This is a genomic window from Streptomyces sp. NPDC101166 (assembly GCF_044768125.1).
Classification (GTDB): domain Bacteria; phylum Actinomycetota; class Actinomycetes; order Streptomycetales; family Streptomycetaceae; genus Streptomyces.
The window spans coordinates 140,773-155,862 of record NZ_JBIWPF010000014.1 but is presented as its reverse complement, the minus strand read 5'-3'; the positions used below and the strand labels follow the sequence as shown (position 1 = coordinate 155,862).

Here is a 15,090-nt window from a genome sequence, read left to right as displayed (position 1 = left end):
GGCTACAGGCCGGACTCGGAGGTCCGCACCAGGATGCGGCCGCAGTTCTCGCACCGTACGACGGTGTCCGACGCGGCCTTGCGGATCTCGTTGACGTCCGTGATCGACAGCTCCTGGCGGCAGCCCTGGCAGGTGCGCTGGTACAGCTTGGCCGCGCCGATGCCGCCCTGCTGGCCGCGCAGCTTGTCGTAGAGCTTGAGCAGGTCGGCGGGCACCGAGCCGGCGATGACCTCGCGGTCCTTGGTGACGGAGGCGGCCTCGCCGTCGATCTCCTGGCAGGCGGCGTCGCGGCGGCCGTTCGCTTCGTCGATCTTCGCCTGCACCGAGCCGACCCGCTCGGTCAGTTCGGCGACGCGCTCCTGCGCGGCCTCGCGGCGCTCCATGACCTCCAGGACGACGTCCTCCAGGTCGCCCTGGCGCTTGGCGAGGGAGACGATCTCCTTCTGGAGGTTCTCCAGGTCCTTCGGGGAGGTGACGGCGCCGGAGTCCAGCCGCTGCTGGTCGCGGGCGGCGCGCTGGCGCACCTGGTCGACGTCCTGCTCGGCCTTGGTCTGCTCGCGGGCGGTGTCGCTCTCCTCCGTCTGCGCGGCCACCAGGAGGTCGCGCAGCTGCGTGAGGTCCTTGGTCAGCGACTCGATCTCGGCGTGCTCGGGCAGCGACTTGCGCCGGTGGGCGAGCTGCTGGAGCCGGACGTCGAGGGACTGGACGTCGAGGAGTCGGATCTGGTCGGCGGGCGCGGCGTTCAGTTGGGGGCTCCCAGGGATTCGGTGGCGGTGGACGCCGCGTGGGCGGTCCAGGGGTCGGTGACCGTGCGGGAGACGTGGACCCTGAGGCCCCATCCGTTCCGGTCGGAGATCTCGTCGAGCTGGGCGGCGGCCAGCTCGCACCAGGGCCACTCGGTGGCCCAGTGCGCCGCGTCGAGCAGCGCGAGAGGACTGTGGGCGCGGGCCTCGGACGTCGGGTGGTGACGCAGGTCCGCGGTGAGGAAGGCGTCGACGCCGGCGGCGCGGACGTGGTCGAAGAGGCTGTCGCCGGAGCCTCCGCTGACGGCGACGGTGCGTACGACGGCGTCCGGGTCGCCGGCCACGCGGATGCCCTGCGCGGTGGCGGGCAGCCGCTCGGCGGCGCGGGCGGCGAGTTCGCGGACGGTGAGCGGGTGGTCGAGCTCGCAGATCCGGCCGAGGCCGCGCCGCCCGTCGGGGTCGGCGGGGTCGGGGACGAGGGGCCGTACGACGCGCAGGCCGAGCGCGCCGGCGAGGGCGTCGCTGACGCCGGGGTCGGCGGTGTCGGCGTTGGTGTGGGCGACGTGCAGGGCGATGTCGTTCTTGATGAGGGTGTGCACGACGCGGCCCTTGAAGCTGGAGGCCGCGACGGTGGTGGTGCCGCGCAGATAGAGCGGGTGGTGCGTGACCAGCAGGTCGGCGCCCAGCTTCACGGCCTCGTCGACGACGTCCTGGACGGGGTCGACGGCGAAGAGGACCCGGCCGACCTTCTGCCCCGGCTCGCCCACGACGGTTCCGACCGCGTCCCAGGACTCGGCCCGCTCGGCGGGCCACAGATTCTCGAGAGCGGCGATCACATCAGACAGACAAGGCAGCGACACGGGAAAAGGCTACCTGGCCCATCGGACGCCCGTACCGCGCGGTTGCACGGGGGCCGGTTCGACACCCCCGGGGGCCGCCACGGCCGCCGGCGGGGTCCGGGGCGCAGCCGCGGAGGGAGCCCGTCGACCGACTCAGTCGGCCGGGTCGGTCGGGCGGCGGACGCGGGCCCCGAGCACGCACACCCCGTTCAACCGCCAGAGGCGAATCGGTTCTGCGCCACTCTTACGAGCGAAGCCCCCGTCCGCCGATCCCCCACCCCCGCGTACGAAAACTAGCTTCGTCGCCGGAGGTGACCGAACCATGACGGTCTGTGCCATCGAACCCGCCGAGACCGAGGACGACGACGACCCCCCGTCGCACGCGGACTGCGTGATCACGGCGGACGGCGCCTACGCGGCCCGCCTGACCCGTGCCCCCGGCGGCGATCCCGCGTGCTGGTTCCCGGAGCGCTGGACGCTGGACGGCCCGGAGCCGTACGCCGTCCCGCTGCCGGGCAACCAGCCGGAGGAGCCCGGCACGCGGGTGCAGCCGCTCGCCGACGGACGGGTCCTCATCCACCGCCGGTTCCAGGGACGACACGTCTTCTCCCTGCTGTACCCGACCGGCCCCGGCACGGGCGAGCTCCCGCTGGGCGCGGTGGAGTGCCCGGACGGCGGCGCCCTGCGCCTGCTGCCGCCGGCGCCCTGCGGCGGGCGCGCGTACGCCCTCGCCGCGGGCCGGGGCAGGACCGCGCTGTGGCTGGTGGCGGGCGGGGCCTTCGGCCCGGAGCAGGTCGCCGAGATCGACGGCCGCTGCACGGGCGGCGTCTGGCTGGACCGCACCGGCCGCATGCTGGCGCTGGACCGGAGGGCCGACGGCCGTACGAAGTCGATCGTGGTGGACCTGGCGCGCGGGGGCGAGGTCTCGCCGCTGTTGCAGATCGCGCCCGACAGCGACGACCGCGTCCTGCTCGCCGCCCCCGACAGCGGACTGCTGCTCGTCAGCTCGGACGCGGCCTCCCCCGGCGTGGCCCGCCTGGGCTGGGGGGTGCTGGGCAGCGCGCTGCCGGTGCGCTTCCCGGAAACGCTGCGTCTGCCCGACTTCCGGGTGACGCCGTTCGCGATCCAGCCCGGCCAGGTCCTGAGCCCGGAGAGCTGTGCGGTCGCGCTCCGCGTCGACGGGCCGCACGGCGGCTGGGTCGGGGTGTGGCGCCCCGAGGACCGTCGGCTGCACCGCCTCGCCGCGCCGGACGGGTGGCTGGCGGGCGCCGGGCTCTGGACCGAGGACGGCGTGCTGCGCCTGCCGTACGCGACGGCGGCGGAGCCCTGCGGGGTGGCGCTGCTGACCCCGCCGGCCCAGGAACCCGCACACCAGTCTCCGCCGGCGGCGGCCTTCACACCGACGCCGAAGCTCTCCGCACTCCCCGCATCTCCTGCACCCTCTTCATGTTTCACCCCCGCCGAACCCGTCGTCCCCCGCCCGGTGCCCCTCCAACAGGCCCCGTTGGACCGCCTTGTAACGAACTAGCAGCGGTGGCGTGGTCGCCTGGATCCACCCCGCCGGGCTCCGGATACACTCGCCCGGCTGTAAGAAGGATCATGTTTTGACGGGGTGAAGTCTTCCGATGAGCGACGCAAGCATCACGCAGCCGCGGCAGCCGCAGGAGCAGCCGTTGTCCGCCGACGCCTCCGGGGTCGTCGGTCACGGCCGGCACCGGGGCGAGGTCTCGTCCCACGAGGGCGGGGCCTCTCCGCGCGGCCGGCACCGCAAGCCGGCCGACGAGAGGGCCGACACGGCTGCCTGAGGCAGACCCAGGGGCCCCGTCCGTCACCGAGACGGACGGGGCCCCTCCGTATGCCCATCGCTCCGAACCCCTCCACCGGGGGCGCCGAGCCGCTCTACTCCCGTCCCCGCCGCAGGCCCAGCACCTCCGCCGCCGCGAAGGTCTCCCCGTCCGCCTGCTCCGCGTAGTGCGCGCCGAGCACCGCGTCCAGCTCCTCGTAGCTGAACGTCTCCTGTTTGCTGTCGAACTTCGCCCGCACCCGGGGGCGTTCGACGACGGCGACCATCCCGCCGTGCACGACGAGCAGTTGCCCGTTGATCCGGCCCGCGGCGGGCGAGGCCAAGTAGCCGACGAGCGGGGCGACATGCTCGGGGGCGAGCGGGTCGAGCCCTTCCTCGGGGCGGCCGAGCCCGGCGAAGACGTCCTCGGTCATCCGGGTGCGGGCGCGCGGGCAGATGACGTTGGCGGTGACGCCGTACCTGGCGAGCGCGAGGGCGGTGGACGTCGTCAGCCCGACGATCCCGCCTTTCGCCGCCGCGTAGTTGGGCTGTCCGGCGGAGCCCGCGAGAAACGCCTCCGACGAGGTGTTCACGATCCGCCCGTGGACGGGACCGTCGGCCGCCTTGGACCGTGCGCGCCAGTGGGCGGCGGCGAAGCGGGTGGTGTTGAAGTGCCCTTTGAGGTGGACCCGGATCACCGAGTCCCACTCCTCCTCCGTCATGGAGAAGACCATGCGGTCGCGCAGGATGCCCGCGTTGTTGACGACGACGTCGAGCTTGCCGTAGGCGTCGATCGCGCTCTGGACCAGTTCGCGGGCGACGCGGAAGTCGGAGACGTCTCCGGCGTGGGCGAGCGCCGTCCCGCCGGCCGAGCGGATCTGCGCCACGACCTCCTCGGCGGGGCCGGCCGACGCCTCGCCGGAGCCGTCGCGGCCGGGCCTGCCGTAGTCGTTGACGACGACGGCCGCGCCCAGCCGGGCCAGTTCGAGCGCCTCGGCCCGGCCGAGGCCCCGTCCGGCGCCGGTGACGATCGCCGAGAGCCCTTCGAGCGGAAGAGACATGACCCGCCCGCTCTCAGATCTCGATGCAGGTGCGCAGGGCGGCCCCGGTGCGCATCTGGTCGAGCGCCTCGTTGATCTCCGCGAGCGGTACGCGGTGCGTGATCAGGCCCTCGAGGTCGATCCGGCCGGCCCGCCACAGGGCGACGGTCCGCTCGTAGGAGCGCAGCACGTCGCCGCCGCCGTACATCGAGGGAAGGATGCGCTTCTCGTCGAAGAACAGCTCGAACATGTTGAGTTGGAGGAAGTCGTCCATGGCGCCGGCGCCGACCACGACGAGGGTGCCGCCGCGCCGGGTGGTCTCGTAGGCGGTGCGGGCGGTGGCGGAGCGGCCGACGACCTCGAAGACGTAGTCGAAGCCCTCGCCGCCGGTGACCTGTTGCTTGGCGTCGCCGAGTTCCTCGGGCGAAACGGCGCGGGTGGCACCGAACGTGAGCGCCGCCTCGCGGCGGGCGGCGACCGGGTCGACGGCGACGATCTCGGCGGCGCCCTTGAGCCGGGCGCCCTGGATCGCGGACACTCCCACGCCTCCGCAGCCGATGACGGCGACGGACGAACCGGCTTCCACGTCGGCGGTGTTGAGTGCCGCGCCGAGCCCGGTGGTCACCCCGCACCCGATGAGCGCGGCGATGTCGAAGGGCACGTCGTCAGGGATGGGGACGGCGCAGCCGGCGTCGACCACGACCTCCTCGGCGAAGGTGCCGGTCCCCGCGAAGCCGAAGATGTCCGAACCGCCGTCGGCACGGCGGAAGTTGGGCGTGCCCGCGTTCATGAACCCGGCCAGGCACAGTTCGGTCTGGCCTCGCTTGCAGGCGGGGCAGGCGCCGCAGGCCGGCAGCCAGCACACCACCACCCGGTCGCCGGGCTTCACCCGGGTGACGCCCTCGCCGACCTCCAGGACCTCGCCCGCGCCCTCATGGCCGGGCACGAACGGCGCGGGTTGCGGCAGCACCCCGCTCATCGCGGACAGGTCGGAGTGGCACAGCCCCGTGGCGCGCACCCGGATCCTGACCCTGCCGGGGCCGAAGCCCACCGCCTCGACGTCGTCGAGGACCTCCAGCTTGTCCTGGCCGATCTCGTGCAGTACCGCTGCGCGCATGGCGCGGCTCCCCTCGACGGCTTCGTTGTGGACGGGTGTCAAACGGGATCCGGGGCAGGGCCGGCGGCCGCAGAGGCCTTCCCCCGGCGGGCTCAGAGGTGTTCTACGACGGTGTCGGCGAGGACGGGCGCGTCGTCCCGTTCGACGGCGCTCACGGCGACCCGCACCGCCCCGCCCGGCGAGGCCGAAGGGGACGCCGGACCCGGTGAGCCCGCGACCCGCCACATCCGCACCTTCAGGGTCTCCCCGGGGTGGACCACCCCGGCGAAGCGCGTGGTGTACGTCCGGACTCGGGTCACGTCCCCGTCGAGCAGGGTGTCGACGACCGCCTTGAGGGTGATCCCGTAGGTGCACAGCCCGTGCAGGATGGGCCGCTCGAAGCCGGCGAGCTTCGCGAACTCGGGGTCGGCGTGCAGGGGGTTGAAGTCCCCGGAGAGGCGGTACAGCAGGGCCTGGTCCTCGCGCACCCGCCGTTCGACGGTCCTGTCGGGTGCGCCCTCGGGCGGATCGAGCCGGGCGGAGGGACCGCGGTCGCCACCCCAGCCGCCCTCGCCGCGGACGAAGATCTGGGCGTCGTTGGTCCACAACGGGCCGTCCGTGTCGGCGACTTCGGTGCGCATGACGAGGACGGCGGCCTTGCCCTTGTCGTACACGGCGGCGATCCTGCCGGTGGCGGTCGCGGTCCCCTCGGCGGGCAGCGGCCGGTGCAGGGTGAGGGTCTGGCCGCCGTGCAGGACGCGGGAGAGGTCGACGTCGACGCCGGGCAGGGACAGTCCGCTGATCACACCGGGCGCGCCGGAGCCGGCGACGGTGGCGAAGCTCGGCAGGACGTGCAGCCTTGACTCCAGGGTGTAGCGCAGTTCGTCGGGGTCGGTGGCGGGGACGCCCGCGCCGATGCCGAGGTGGTAGAGCAGGACGTCCTTGCGGTCCCAGGAGATGTCGCCGGACCGGGGTTCGGCGGCGAGGGCCTTGGCTGCGTCGATGGGCATGGGGCTCCTGACCGGGCGGCGTAAGACCCCGATACGGCCGTCCGCACCGTCGGCCGCACCGAGGTCGTCATGGGGCCGCGGAACCCGATCGTTCTGGAACGCGTTCCAGTGCGGCGTCCTCTGTATAGCCGAGGCCCCGGTACTTGTGAATACTCCTGACGATATGTCAGATGTCGTCTCCGGCAGCAGAGTTGCCCGGACCCAAAACCCCGGAACCGATGACATTTGTCCCGCCGGGTTCGGTACGTCCGCCCCTGCCGGACTTGGCCCCCGCGGCCGTAGCGTCGGGAACCGGACGACGGACGGCGCGGGGACAACCCGGCGAAGGGGGACGAAGTCATGAAGCGGACGCGAGTCAGGCTGCGCCATTCGGTCACGTGCGGATGGCACGCGTGGCGCGCCTCGGCACGGGAGGAGCGGGAGTGCCCGGACGGCCCGTCGCCCAACGCCTTCTCCCTGCTGCCGTGGCTGCTGCTGGGGATGGGCGCCTTCTCCAACCTCTTCCAGGGCGACACCCCGGACCCCTGGATCGGCAGCCTGGGGCTGCTGGCGTTCAACTCCCTCTACATCTACGTCGCCGTGCGCTCCTTCTCCAAGCCGCACCGCGAGGCCGTCCGCACCCGGGTGGCCCTGGGTGCGATGGCGGCGGTGACCTGCGGTCTGGCCGGCGCCTACGGCGGCAACTGGCTGCTGTTCTTCCCGCTGCTCGGGCTAGCCGCCGGCGCGGCCCTGAGGGGCCGGACCCTACGGGTCGCGGGCATCGCCGTGGCCGTCCTCGCCGGGGTGGTGTCCTACCTCCACCAGGGCTGGAGCGGCCTGGACACGGCGTACGCGACCTGGATCTCGACGATGGTGACGGCCGCGATCCTGTCCCTCTCCGAGGCCGTACGGGATCTGCGCGCCGCCCGGGAGGCGCTGGCCCGGCGGGCGGTGGAGGAGGAGCGGCTGCGGTTCTCGCGCGATCTGCACGACCTGCTCGGGCACACCCTGTCGGTGATCGTGGTGAAGTCGGAGGCGGCCCGACGGCTGGCTCCGACGGCCATGGACGCGGCCCTCCTCCAGATCACCGACATCGAGTCGGTGGGACGCCAGGCGCTGACCGAGATCCGCGAGGCGGTCACCGGCTACCGCGAGGGCAGTCTCGCCACCGAACTGGACCGGGCCCGTTCGGCGCTGACGGCGGCGGGCGTGGAGCCGACGGTGACGCGGTCGGGCCCGGCGCTCGCGCCGCGGACGGCGGCCCTGCTGGGCTGGGTGGTGCGCGAGGCGACCACCAACGTGGTCCGCCACAGCGACGCCACCGCCTGCCGGATCACCGTGTCGGGCACGCCGGAGCGCGCCCGTCTCACGATCACGGACAACGGCACGGGGACCGGCGCGGGTGCGGACCGCGGCGCGGGCGGGAACTGCGGCGCGGGCGCGGACCGTACGGCGGGCGCGGGCGACCCCTGCGAGCGTCGCGGCGGCAACGGTCTCATCGGCCTGCGTGAGCGCCTCGCGTCGGCCGGCGGCTCGCTGACCGCCGCACCCGGACCCCACGGCGGTTACACGATCACGGCGGAACTCCCGTCCGAGAGCACGGCGGAGCTCTCCTCGCATGCGGCGGAGAGGCTCCTGGCCCCCTCCCCGGCCCCCGCACCGTGACTGCGTCCGCCGGCTTGCCGGAAACTCCGGCGGGCGATGCCGTACCCGGTGTCGTGCCCGGCGGGCGGTCCTACGCTTGGCCCGTGAACGAGATGCCCCGTGACCACCGCCCCGGCACGTCGATCCGGGTGCTGCTGGCGGAGGACCAGGGAATGCTGCGCGGGGCGCTGGCCCTGCTGCTGGGACTGGAGCCGGACATCGAGGTCGTGGCGCAGGTGGGCGCCGGGGACGCGATCGTGGACGCGGCCCTCCTCCACCGTCCGGACGTCGCGCTCCTCGACATCGAACTGCCGGGCATGAGCGGCCTGGACGCCGCCGCCGAACTGCGCGCGCAGGCGCCCGACTGCAGGGTGCTGATCCTGACCACCTTCGGCCGGCCCGGCTATCTGCGCCGGGCCATGGAGGCGGGAGCCGCCGGGTTCCTGGTCAAGGACGGGCCGGTGGAGGAGCTGGCGGCGGCGATCCGCAGGGTGCTCACCGGCGAGACGGTCGTCGACCCGGCGCTGGCCACCGCCGCGCTCAGCGCCGGGCCCAGTCCGCTGACGGGCCGCGAGTGCGACGTCCTCAAGGCCTGCGTGGACGGCGCGACCGTGGCCGACATCGCGGCCGGGCTGCACCTGTCGGAGTCCACGGTCCGCAACTACCTCTCCTCGGCCATCGGCAAGACGGGCACCCGCAACCGCATGGAGGCGATGCGGGAGGCACGTCGACAGGGCTGGCTCTGAGTTCCGCCGCCCGTCCTAGATCTCGGCGACGAGACCCGCCAGGCGGTGAGCGGTGCCGTAGCGGACTAGGCCGCGCAGCATGTCGAGGGGGTCACAGGGGCGGGCCTGGCGTCTGTGGGGCTGGTGGGTGAAGGGGATGCCGGACCAGGGGTTGTCCGCGTGGTGGTGGCTGCCGCGCGGGGCGTCGGGCTCGATCGCCCAGTGCACCCAAGTGCTGTCGTGGTGCAGGCAGATGACCTGTCCCAGGTACCAGACGGCGCCCTGGAGGAACGGCCCCTCCCGGTCCGCGTCGAAGTCGGCGAGGGTGCGGTACCGGTCGCGCACCTGTCGTTCCAGGGCGTCCAGGCCGGCCGGCGAGAAGTCCCACTCCCTCGTCTCCCCGGCACCGGTCAGCTGCCGCACCCAGTCGGGGTGGGCGGCCTGCCGGTCGGCGAGCCACCGCCGGAGCCAGTCGTCCAGGGGCTGGGGACCGATCGGGTCCAGGGGAGAGCGCTCCTTGACCGGCTCCCAGCCGGGGGCGGTGCGGCGCAGGCCGGACACGGCGTCGGCGAGTCGTTCCCGCTCGCGGGTGAACACCTCGCCGGAGCGTTCGGCGAGAGCGACGTCGATGAGGACGCCGACGGACAGCGGGGGCAGGCCGAGCGCGGGGGCGGGGCGTACGAGCGGATCGCCGTCCTCGCCTCCCGTGTCGGGGTCGACGTCCCACCGGCCGCCGCAGACGTCCATCAGCACTTCCCCGAGGTAGGCGGTCGCGGCCCGGCGGAAGCCGTCGTCGGGGTCCTCGTCGAGCAGTTCGTGTTCGACCTCGGCCAGCGAGGCGGGCGTGTAGTCGAAGGGGAAGTCGCCCGGGAGATGGACCTGTTGGAGCCGTGCGGCCAGCACCTGCAGATCGTCCAGCCACCGTTCGAGGAGCTGCTCGTGAGCGGGCGGGTGCGCGTCGGCGGTCATGGCCGGCAAGCGTAGGCCGCAAACCCGCGGCGGGGCCAAGTGGGCCTCACCGATGCGTGTTCGTTGCACGGCTTGCCTGTGCAACTCCTGTGTTCGACGGGTCGTCAGCCGCTAGGGTGCCGGGCAGGCGGTGACGTCAACGGGGGCCGTGCACCGCCCGGTTGCCTACCCTCGCCCTGCGCACAGGGGTTCAGATCCGCCCCCACGAGGGACAGACACATGCATTCTGCGATACGCGTACGCGGCTGGTTCAGGATGCGGGCGGCGATCGTCGCGATCGGTGCGACCGTGCTGGTCGCCGGTCCGCTGCCCGGCGTCCGCGACAGCGCCGACGCCGCACCGCCGAAGCCGATGCTCGGCCGCTGCATGGACAAGTACGGCACGAGCGCGACGCCGCCGCCGACGTACAAGCTGCCCGGCTACAGACCCGCCGGTGCGAACCAGTGGAAGACGCCGAACGCCGAGGACCGCTTCTACGGCTACGACCACCTCGCCAAGGGCATCGAGGCGCTCACCGATCCGGGTCTGATCGACCTGCCGGCCGGGAACGACCCGAAGAAGTACGCCTGGGGGACACCCGAGAACGCCGTCACGACCTGGCGACAGAACCAGGCCGGCGCCAAGCCCTACGCGGGAACCTTCAACGAGTGGCTGAACAACGTCTACTCCCGCAACGAGGGCAACAACAAGCGCGGCAACGCCTTCGAGTCCGAGGTGGTGAAGTACTTCGACCTCGGCGGCGTGGACTGGATCTGCCAGAAGAACCTCCGCGACCTCAACCCGAACCTGTACAAGGACCTCGAGCGGACCCTCGGCAAGGACGTGATGAAGGACGGCCGGGTCTTCGACGCGGTCAACCAGCGCACCCGAACCGTCTACGAGATCAAGTCCGGGATCGGCTACGACGCCCGGCAGTTGAAGATCGACGCCGAACTCGTCCGCCGGGGCTGGCGGGTCGTCTACATCAACGGGCAGGAGCCCGACGCGAAGACGATCGAGAAGTACCGGGCCGCCGGCGTGCAGCACTACCGGCACGCCGCCACGCCGAACCCGCGGTTCACCGTCGGCAAGTACACCCCCAACAGCAACCAGTTGATGACGCCGGACCCGAACCGGCCCTCCTTCGGCTCCGGCGGCGACATGGCCCGCCGGTCCGCGCCCACCCCCGAGGACGCCCGCCGTCAGAGCGAACGGGCCCGGGGCCTGATCCAGCAGCCCGGCAACAGCCTGCGCGGCCCCGGCGGCGTCGACTTCTCCACCCTCGACATCTCCTACATCGGGCAGACGAAGACCGGGAACCTCTCCTACTCCTTCAGCGCGAAGAACGCCGACGAGGAGACCACGCCCGGCTACGGAGGCGAGGAGAAGGCCCAGCTCATCTCGGACGCCTTCTTCACCTGGCTCGCTCTGACCCCCGACCACTTCTGGGTCAACCTCAACCCGGACGACCCGAACACGATCATGAAGGCGCCGTTCGACAAGACCGACGCCGGCCGGATCCTGCTCGAGGCCGACATGGAGATGAAGCGGGACTTCGGTCGCGCCGAGGACCCGAAGACCGACGCGGGCAAACGGTTCTGGGACGGGATCACGAAGGTCGACGGCAAGCCCTGCATGGGCTCCACCCGCAACTGGATCGTCCCGAAGAAGGCCGAGGTCCGCATCGAGGACGACGGCGCCTACATCCTCAGCGCCCCGCTCGAGGTGAAGAGCGTCGCACAGGAGTACAACACCCCCGGCCCCGGTGGCGGGATGCCCTGCACCCTGACCAAGGAGCAGACCGCCCACAACATGGACGTCTACGGGCGGACGATCCTGCCGGTGGTCCAGAGGCAGGTCAACGAGGACGCCAAGTACGCCGACCTGCGGCGCGTCTACAAGGCCCGGATCGCCGCCGAGTACGTCCGCCAGACCGTCGCCCGGGACAAGAAGGCGTTCGGCGGCTCCTTCGCCGGCATCATCGACCGCAACCAGGTGCAGCGCTGGCCTCTGCGCGGCAAGAACGCCGCCTGGGACAAGATGACCGTCTGGAAGGAGATGAAGCGGTCGTTCACCGAGGGCGACTTCAAGTACGAGATCCCCGTCGGCGGCGAGATCTGGGTCTACACGGTCGGCGGCGTCGACCTGACCCAGCAGCCCCAGGAGAAGGTCAGCAAGGCCCGCTTCCAGGCCGAGAAGCCCAACCTGCCCTCCGTCACCAAGGGTTCGCGCCATGAGGCCCTCGACTACCAGGCGACCGGCGTCACGGTGATGGGCGGCGACAACAGCGGTCAGCCCGGCGGAGGCAAGCCCGGCCCCAACCCGTCGCCCAGCCCGACCGACAAGCCCACCGGCAAGCCGACCGACCGGCCCACCGGATCGCCGGCTCCCTCCCACACCCCGGCGCCGGCCCCGTCCGGCAACGGCGGCCACACCCCCCTGCCCACCGGAGGGACCGGCGGAGGTGACACGGACGGCAGCCTGGCCGACACCGGCACCCAGGTCCTGACGATCGCCGGGGCCGCCGCGGCTCTCCTGACCGCCGGCGCGGCACTCGTGTGGATCAAGCGCAGGCGTGGCGCCGGCGAGTAGGAAGACACCGCGCGGATGAGCGCGAACGGCCCCCACATCCTCGTACCACCGGGATGGGGGGCCGTTCCCGTGTTCGTTCAGCTCCCCGCGCCCGTGCGCCGCAGTACGCGCAGCGAGCCCGTGTCCGAGATCTCCGTGAACGCCCCGGACTCCAGGGCGCGCAGGTAGACGCGGTAGGGGGCCTGGCCGGTGAACTCGTCCTCCGGGTGCGGGAAGACGTCATGGATGACGAGGAGGCCGCCGTCGGCGACATACGGGGCCCAGCCGTCGTAGTCGGCGTTCGCGTGCTCGTCGGTGTGACCGCCGTCGACGAAGACCAGCCCGAGCGGGGCGCCCCACACCTTCGCCACCTGGGGGGATCGGCCGACGAGGGCGACGACGTGCTCCTCCAGGCCGGCCCGGTGCAGGGTGCGGCGGAATGCGGGCAGGGTGTCCATCAGGCCGAGTTCGGGGTCGACGGTCTGCGGATCGTGGTACTCCCAGCCGGGCTGCTGCTCCTCGCTGCCGCGGTGGTGGTCGACGGTGAGCGCGGTGACGCCGGCCCGGCGGGCGGCGTCGGCGAGCAGGATCGTGGAGCGCCCGCAGTAGGTGCCGACTTCGAGCAGCGGCAGTCCCAGCGAGCCCGCGTCCAGGGCCGCCGCGTACAGCGCCAGCCCCTCGTCGACGGGCATGAATCCCTTCGCGGCCTCGAACGCGGCCAGGATCTCGGGCTCGGGCGCCGCGGTCATGGGGCTCCTCTTCGGTCGTACGTACGTCTGCCGCCCCATGCTGCCGCACCCCCGGTCGGCAGTCGGACCGGGGGTGCGTGTGGGGGAGCCGTGCCAGGCGTCGCGCCGCAGGCGGGAAACCCGGAACAGGTCCTAAGCGGTCACCGTCTCGCCGGGAAGCGACAGATCCAGGCCCACGGCCCGCTCGTCGCCCGCGTGCGTCACCGAGGAGGCGAGGGGAGCGTGTCCGGAGGCCTTCGCGGCGAGGACGTACGCGCCCTGGGCCGGGACGGCGATGACGTAGCCGCCGTCGCCGCCGGACAGGGTCGCCCCGGCGCGGCGGCCGCGCGGGTCGATCAGGGTGACCCGGGCGCCGGCGACCGGTGCGCCGTCGGCGTCCAGGACCCGGCCGCGGAAGCCCCGCAGGGCCTCCTCTGCGCGCTCCAGGTTGAGGTCCTCCTCGCTGCTGGCGCGCAGTCGCGGCTCGGCGGCCGGGGTGCGGCCGGGCAGGAACAGGGCGAGGAGCAGGCCGACGGCGACGGCGGCGGTGGCGATCAGGAAGGAGACGCGGAAGCCGTGCAGGGTGGGGATCGCGACGCCGTTCACGGTGTTCGCGGTGTTGGCGAGCACCATCCCGACGACGGCGCTGGACACGGAGGTGCCGATGGACCGCATCAGCGTGTTGAGGCCGTTGGCCGCGCCGGTCTCGGAGGCGGGGACCGCGCCGACGATCAGCGCGGGCAGCGAGGAGTAGGCGAGGCCGATGCCGGCGCCGAGGACGACCGCGATGACGAGGCTCTGCCAGGCGGCGCTCATCAGGCCGAGGCCGGCGCCGTAGCCGATCGCGATGATCAGCATGCCGAGGATCAGCGTGACCTTGGGGCCGTACTTGGCGGACAGGCGGGCGTAGACGGGCGCGGTGAACATCATCGTCAGGCCGAGCGGGGCGACCAGCAGGCCGGCGACGACCATCGACTGGCCGAGGCCGTAGCCGGTGCTCTTCGGCAGCTGGAGCAGCTGCGGCAGGACGAGGGAGACGACGTAGAAGCTGACGCCGACCATGATGGAGGCGAGGTTGGTGAAGAGCACGGCGGGCCGGGCGGTCGTGCGCAGGTCCACCAGCGGGGCGGCGAGGCGCAGTTCCATGACGCCCCACAGGACGAGGACGACGGCGGCGGCGGCGAACAGGCCGAGCGTGGTGCCGGAGGTCCAGCCCCAGTCGCTGCCCTTGGTGATCGGCAGCAGGAACAGCACGAGGCCGGCGGAGAGGCCGAGCGCGCCGGGCAGGTCGAAGGAGCCCGTGGCGCGGGCCGGGGACTCGGGGACGACGATCAGGGTGAGGGCGATGGCGAGGGCGCCGAGGCCCGCCGCGCCGTAGAACAGGGTGTGCCAGTCGGCGTGCTGGGCGACCAGGGCGGCGGCGGGCAGCGCGAGGCCGCCGCCGACGCCGATGGAGGAGCTCATCAGGGCCATGGCGGAGCCGAGCCGCTCGCGGGGCAGCATGTCGCGCATCAGGCCGATGCCGAGCGGGATCGCGCCCATCGCGAAGCCCTGGAGGGTGCGGCCGACGATCATCGTCATCAGCTCGCTGGTGATCGCGCTGACCAGTGCGCCCACGACCATCACGGCGAGGCTGGAGACGAGCATGCGCCGCTTGCCGTACAGGTCCCCGAGACGGCCCATGATCGGCGTGGCCACGGCGCCGGACAGGAGCGTCGAGGTGAGCACCCAGGTGGCGTCGCTGGGTTCGGTGTCGAGCAGTTGCGGCAGGTCCTTGATGACCGGGACGAGCAGGGTCTGCATCACCGCGACCACGATGCCGGCGAAGGCGAGCACCGGCACGAGGGCGCCGCTCGCCGCGCGGCGGGGTGGGTCGGTCGGTGTGTGCGTCATGAAGCGGGGCCTCCGGCCTGAGGTGGGCTTACGGGATGCGCGGATGAGGATCGCGGGATACGTGCAGCATGAACCCCGTATGCGTGAGCAA

General features: G+C 72.8%; 13 protein-coding genes. 5 read left to right on the top strand and 8 right to left on the bottom strand.

Annotated features, from left to right (window positions below):
* Positions 1-2: 2 nt before the first annotated feature.
* Both ACIRS4_RS24900 and ACIRS4_RS24895 read right to left on the bottom strand, forming a co-directional pair.
* Complete coding sequence (locus ACIRS4_RS24900; protein WP_404200135.1) at positions 3-746, bottom strand: zinc ribbon domain-containing protein; 744 nt, start codon at positions 744-746, stop codon at positions 3-5.
* Positions 743-1,597: a Nif3-like dinuclear metal center hexameric protein gene (locus ACIRS4_RS24895; RefSeq protein ID WP_404200132.1), complete on the bottom strand. Its 855-nt coding sequence runs from the start codon at positions 1,595-1,597 to the stop codon at positions 743-745. The genes ACIRS4_RS24900 and ACIRS4_RS24895 overlap by 4 nt, the downstream gene beginning before the upstream one ends.
* A 307-nt stretch (positions 1,598-1,904) precedes the next feature.
* Between ACIRS4_RS24895 and ACIRS4_RS24890 the strand changes: the two genes are divergently transcribed.
* Positions 1,905-3,110 carry a hypothetical protein gene (locus tag ACIRS4_RS24890; protein ID WP_404199867.1) on the top strand — a complete coding sequence of 402 codons (1,206 nt, stop codon included), beginning with the start codon at positions 1,905-1,907 and terminating at the stop codon, positions 3,108-3,110.
* 97 nt (positions 3,111-3,207) lie between these two features.
* The gene (locus ACIRS4_RS24885) at positions 3,208-3,387 is read left to right on the top strand and encodes a hypothetical protein (protein ID WP_404199864.1); all 180 of its coding nucleotides are present in this window, start codon (positions 3,208-3,210) and stop codon (positions 3,385-3,387) included.
* A 94-nt stretch (positions 3,388-3,481) separates the two neighbouring features.
* On the opposite strand, the gene ACIRS4_RS24880 is transcribed toward ACIRS4_RS24885, so the two are convergent.
* From ACIRS4_RS24880 to ACIRS4_RS24870, 3 genes are all read right to left on the bottom strand, one after another.
* Positions 3,482-4,426 (bottom strand): 3-oxoacyl-ACP reductase, encoded by a 945-nt coding sequence (locus tag ACIRS4_RS24880; protein WP_404199861.1) that lies wholly within the window; start codon positions 4,424-4,426, stop codon positions 3,482-3,484.
* A gap of 13 nt (positions 4,427-4,439) precedes the next feature.
* Positions 4,440-5,522: a Zn-dependent alcohol dehydrogenase gene (locus ACIRS4_RS24875; protein WP_404199858.1), complete on the bottom strand. Its 1,083-nt coding sequence runs from the start codon at positions 5,520-5,522 to the stop codon at positions 4,440-4,442.
* Between the two features lie 92 nt (positions 5,523-5,614).
* On the bottom strand, positions 5,615-6,511 hold the full coding sequence (locus ACIRS4_RS24870) for a MaoC/PaaZ C-terminal domain-containing protein (protein WP_404199855.1): 897 nt from the start codon (positions 6,509-6,511) through the stop codon (positions 5,615-5,617).
* A 339-nt stretch (positions 6,512-6,850) separates the two neighbouring features.
* Between ACIRS4_RS24870 and ACIRS4_RS24865 the strand changes: the two genes are divergently transcribed.
* Positions 6,851-8,155 (top strand): sensor histidine kinase, encoded by a 1,305-nt coding sequence (locus tag ACIRS4_RS24865; RefSeq protein ID WP_404199852.1) that lies wholly within the window; start codon positions 6,851-6,853, stop codon positions 8,153-8,155.
* Between the two features lie 92 nt (positions 8,156-8,247).
* Positions 8,248-8,880 carry a response regulator gene (locus ACIRS4_RS24860; RefSeq protein WP_404200129.1) on the top strand — a complete coding sequence of 211 codons (633 nt, stop codon included), beginning with the start codon at positions 8,248-8,250 and terminating at the stop codon, positions 8,878-8,880.
* Between the two features lie 15 nt (positions 8,881-8,895).
* On the opposite strand, the gene ACIRS4_RS24855 is transcribed toward ACIRS4_RS24860, so the two are convergent.
* The gene (locus ACIRS4_RS24855; protein WP_404199849.1) at positions 8,896-9,828 is read right to left on the bottom strand and encodes a hypothetical protein; all 933 of its coding nucleotides are present in this window, start codon (positions 9,826-9,828) and stop codon (positions 8,896-8,898) included.
* 219 nt (positions 9,829-10,047) lie between these two features.
* On the opposite strand from ACIRS4_RS24855, the gene ACIRS4_RS24850 reads away from it, so the two are divergent.
* Positions 10,048-12,399 (top strand): LPXTG cell wall anchor domain-containing protein, encoded by a 2,352-nt coding sequence (locus ACIRS4_RS24850; protein ID WP_404199846.1) that lies wholly within the window; start codon positions 10,048-10,050, stop codon positions 12,397-12,399.
* Between the two features lie 77 nt (positions 12,400-12,476).
* Here the strand turns inward: ACIRS4_RS24850 and ACIRS4_RS24845 are convergent, their stop codons facing one another.
* Positions 12,477-13,127: a class I SAM-dependent methyltransferase gene (locus tag ACIRS4_RS24845; RefSeq protein WP_404199843.1), complete on the bottom strand. Its 651-nt coding sequence runs from the start codon at positions 13,125-13,127 to the stop codon at positions 12,477-12,479.
* A gap of 132 nt (positions 13,128-13,259) precedes the next feature.
* Positions 13,260-14,999: an MFS transporter gene (locus ACIRS4_RS24840; RefSeq protein ID WP_404199840.1), complete on the bottom strand. Its 1,740-nt coding sequence runs from the start codon at positions 14,997-14,999 to the stop codon at positions 13,260-13,262.
* Positions 15,000-15,090 lie beyond the last annotated feature (91 nt).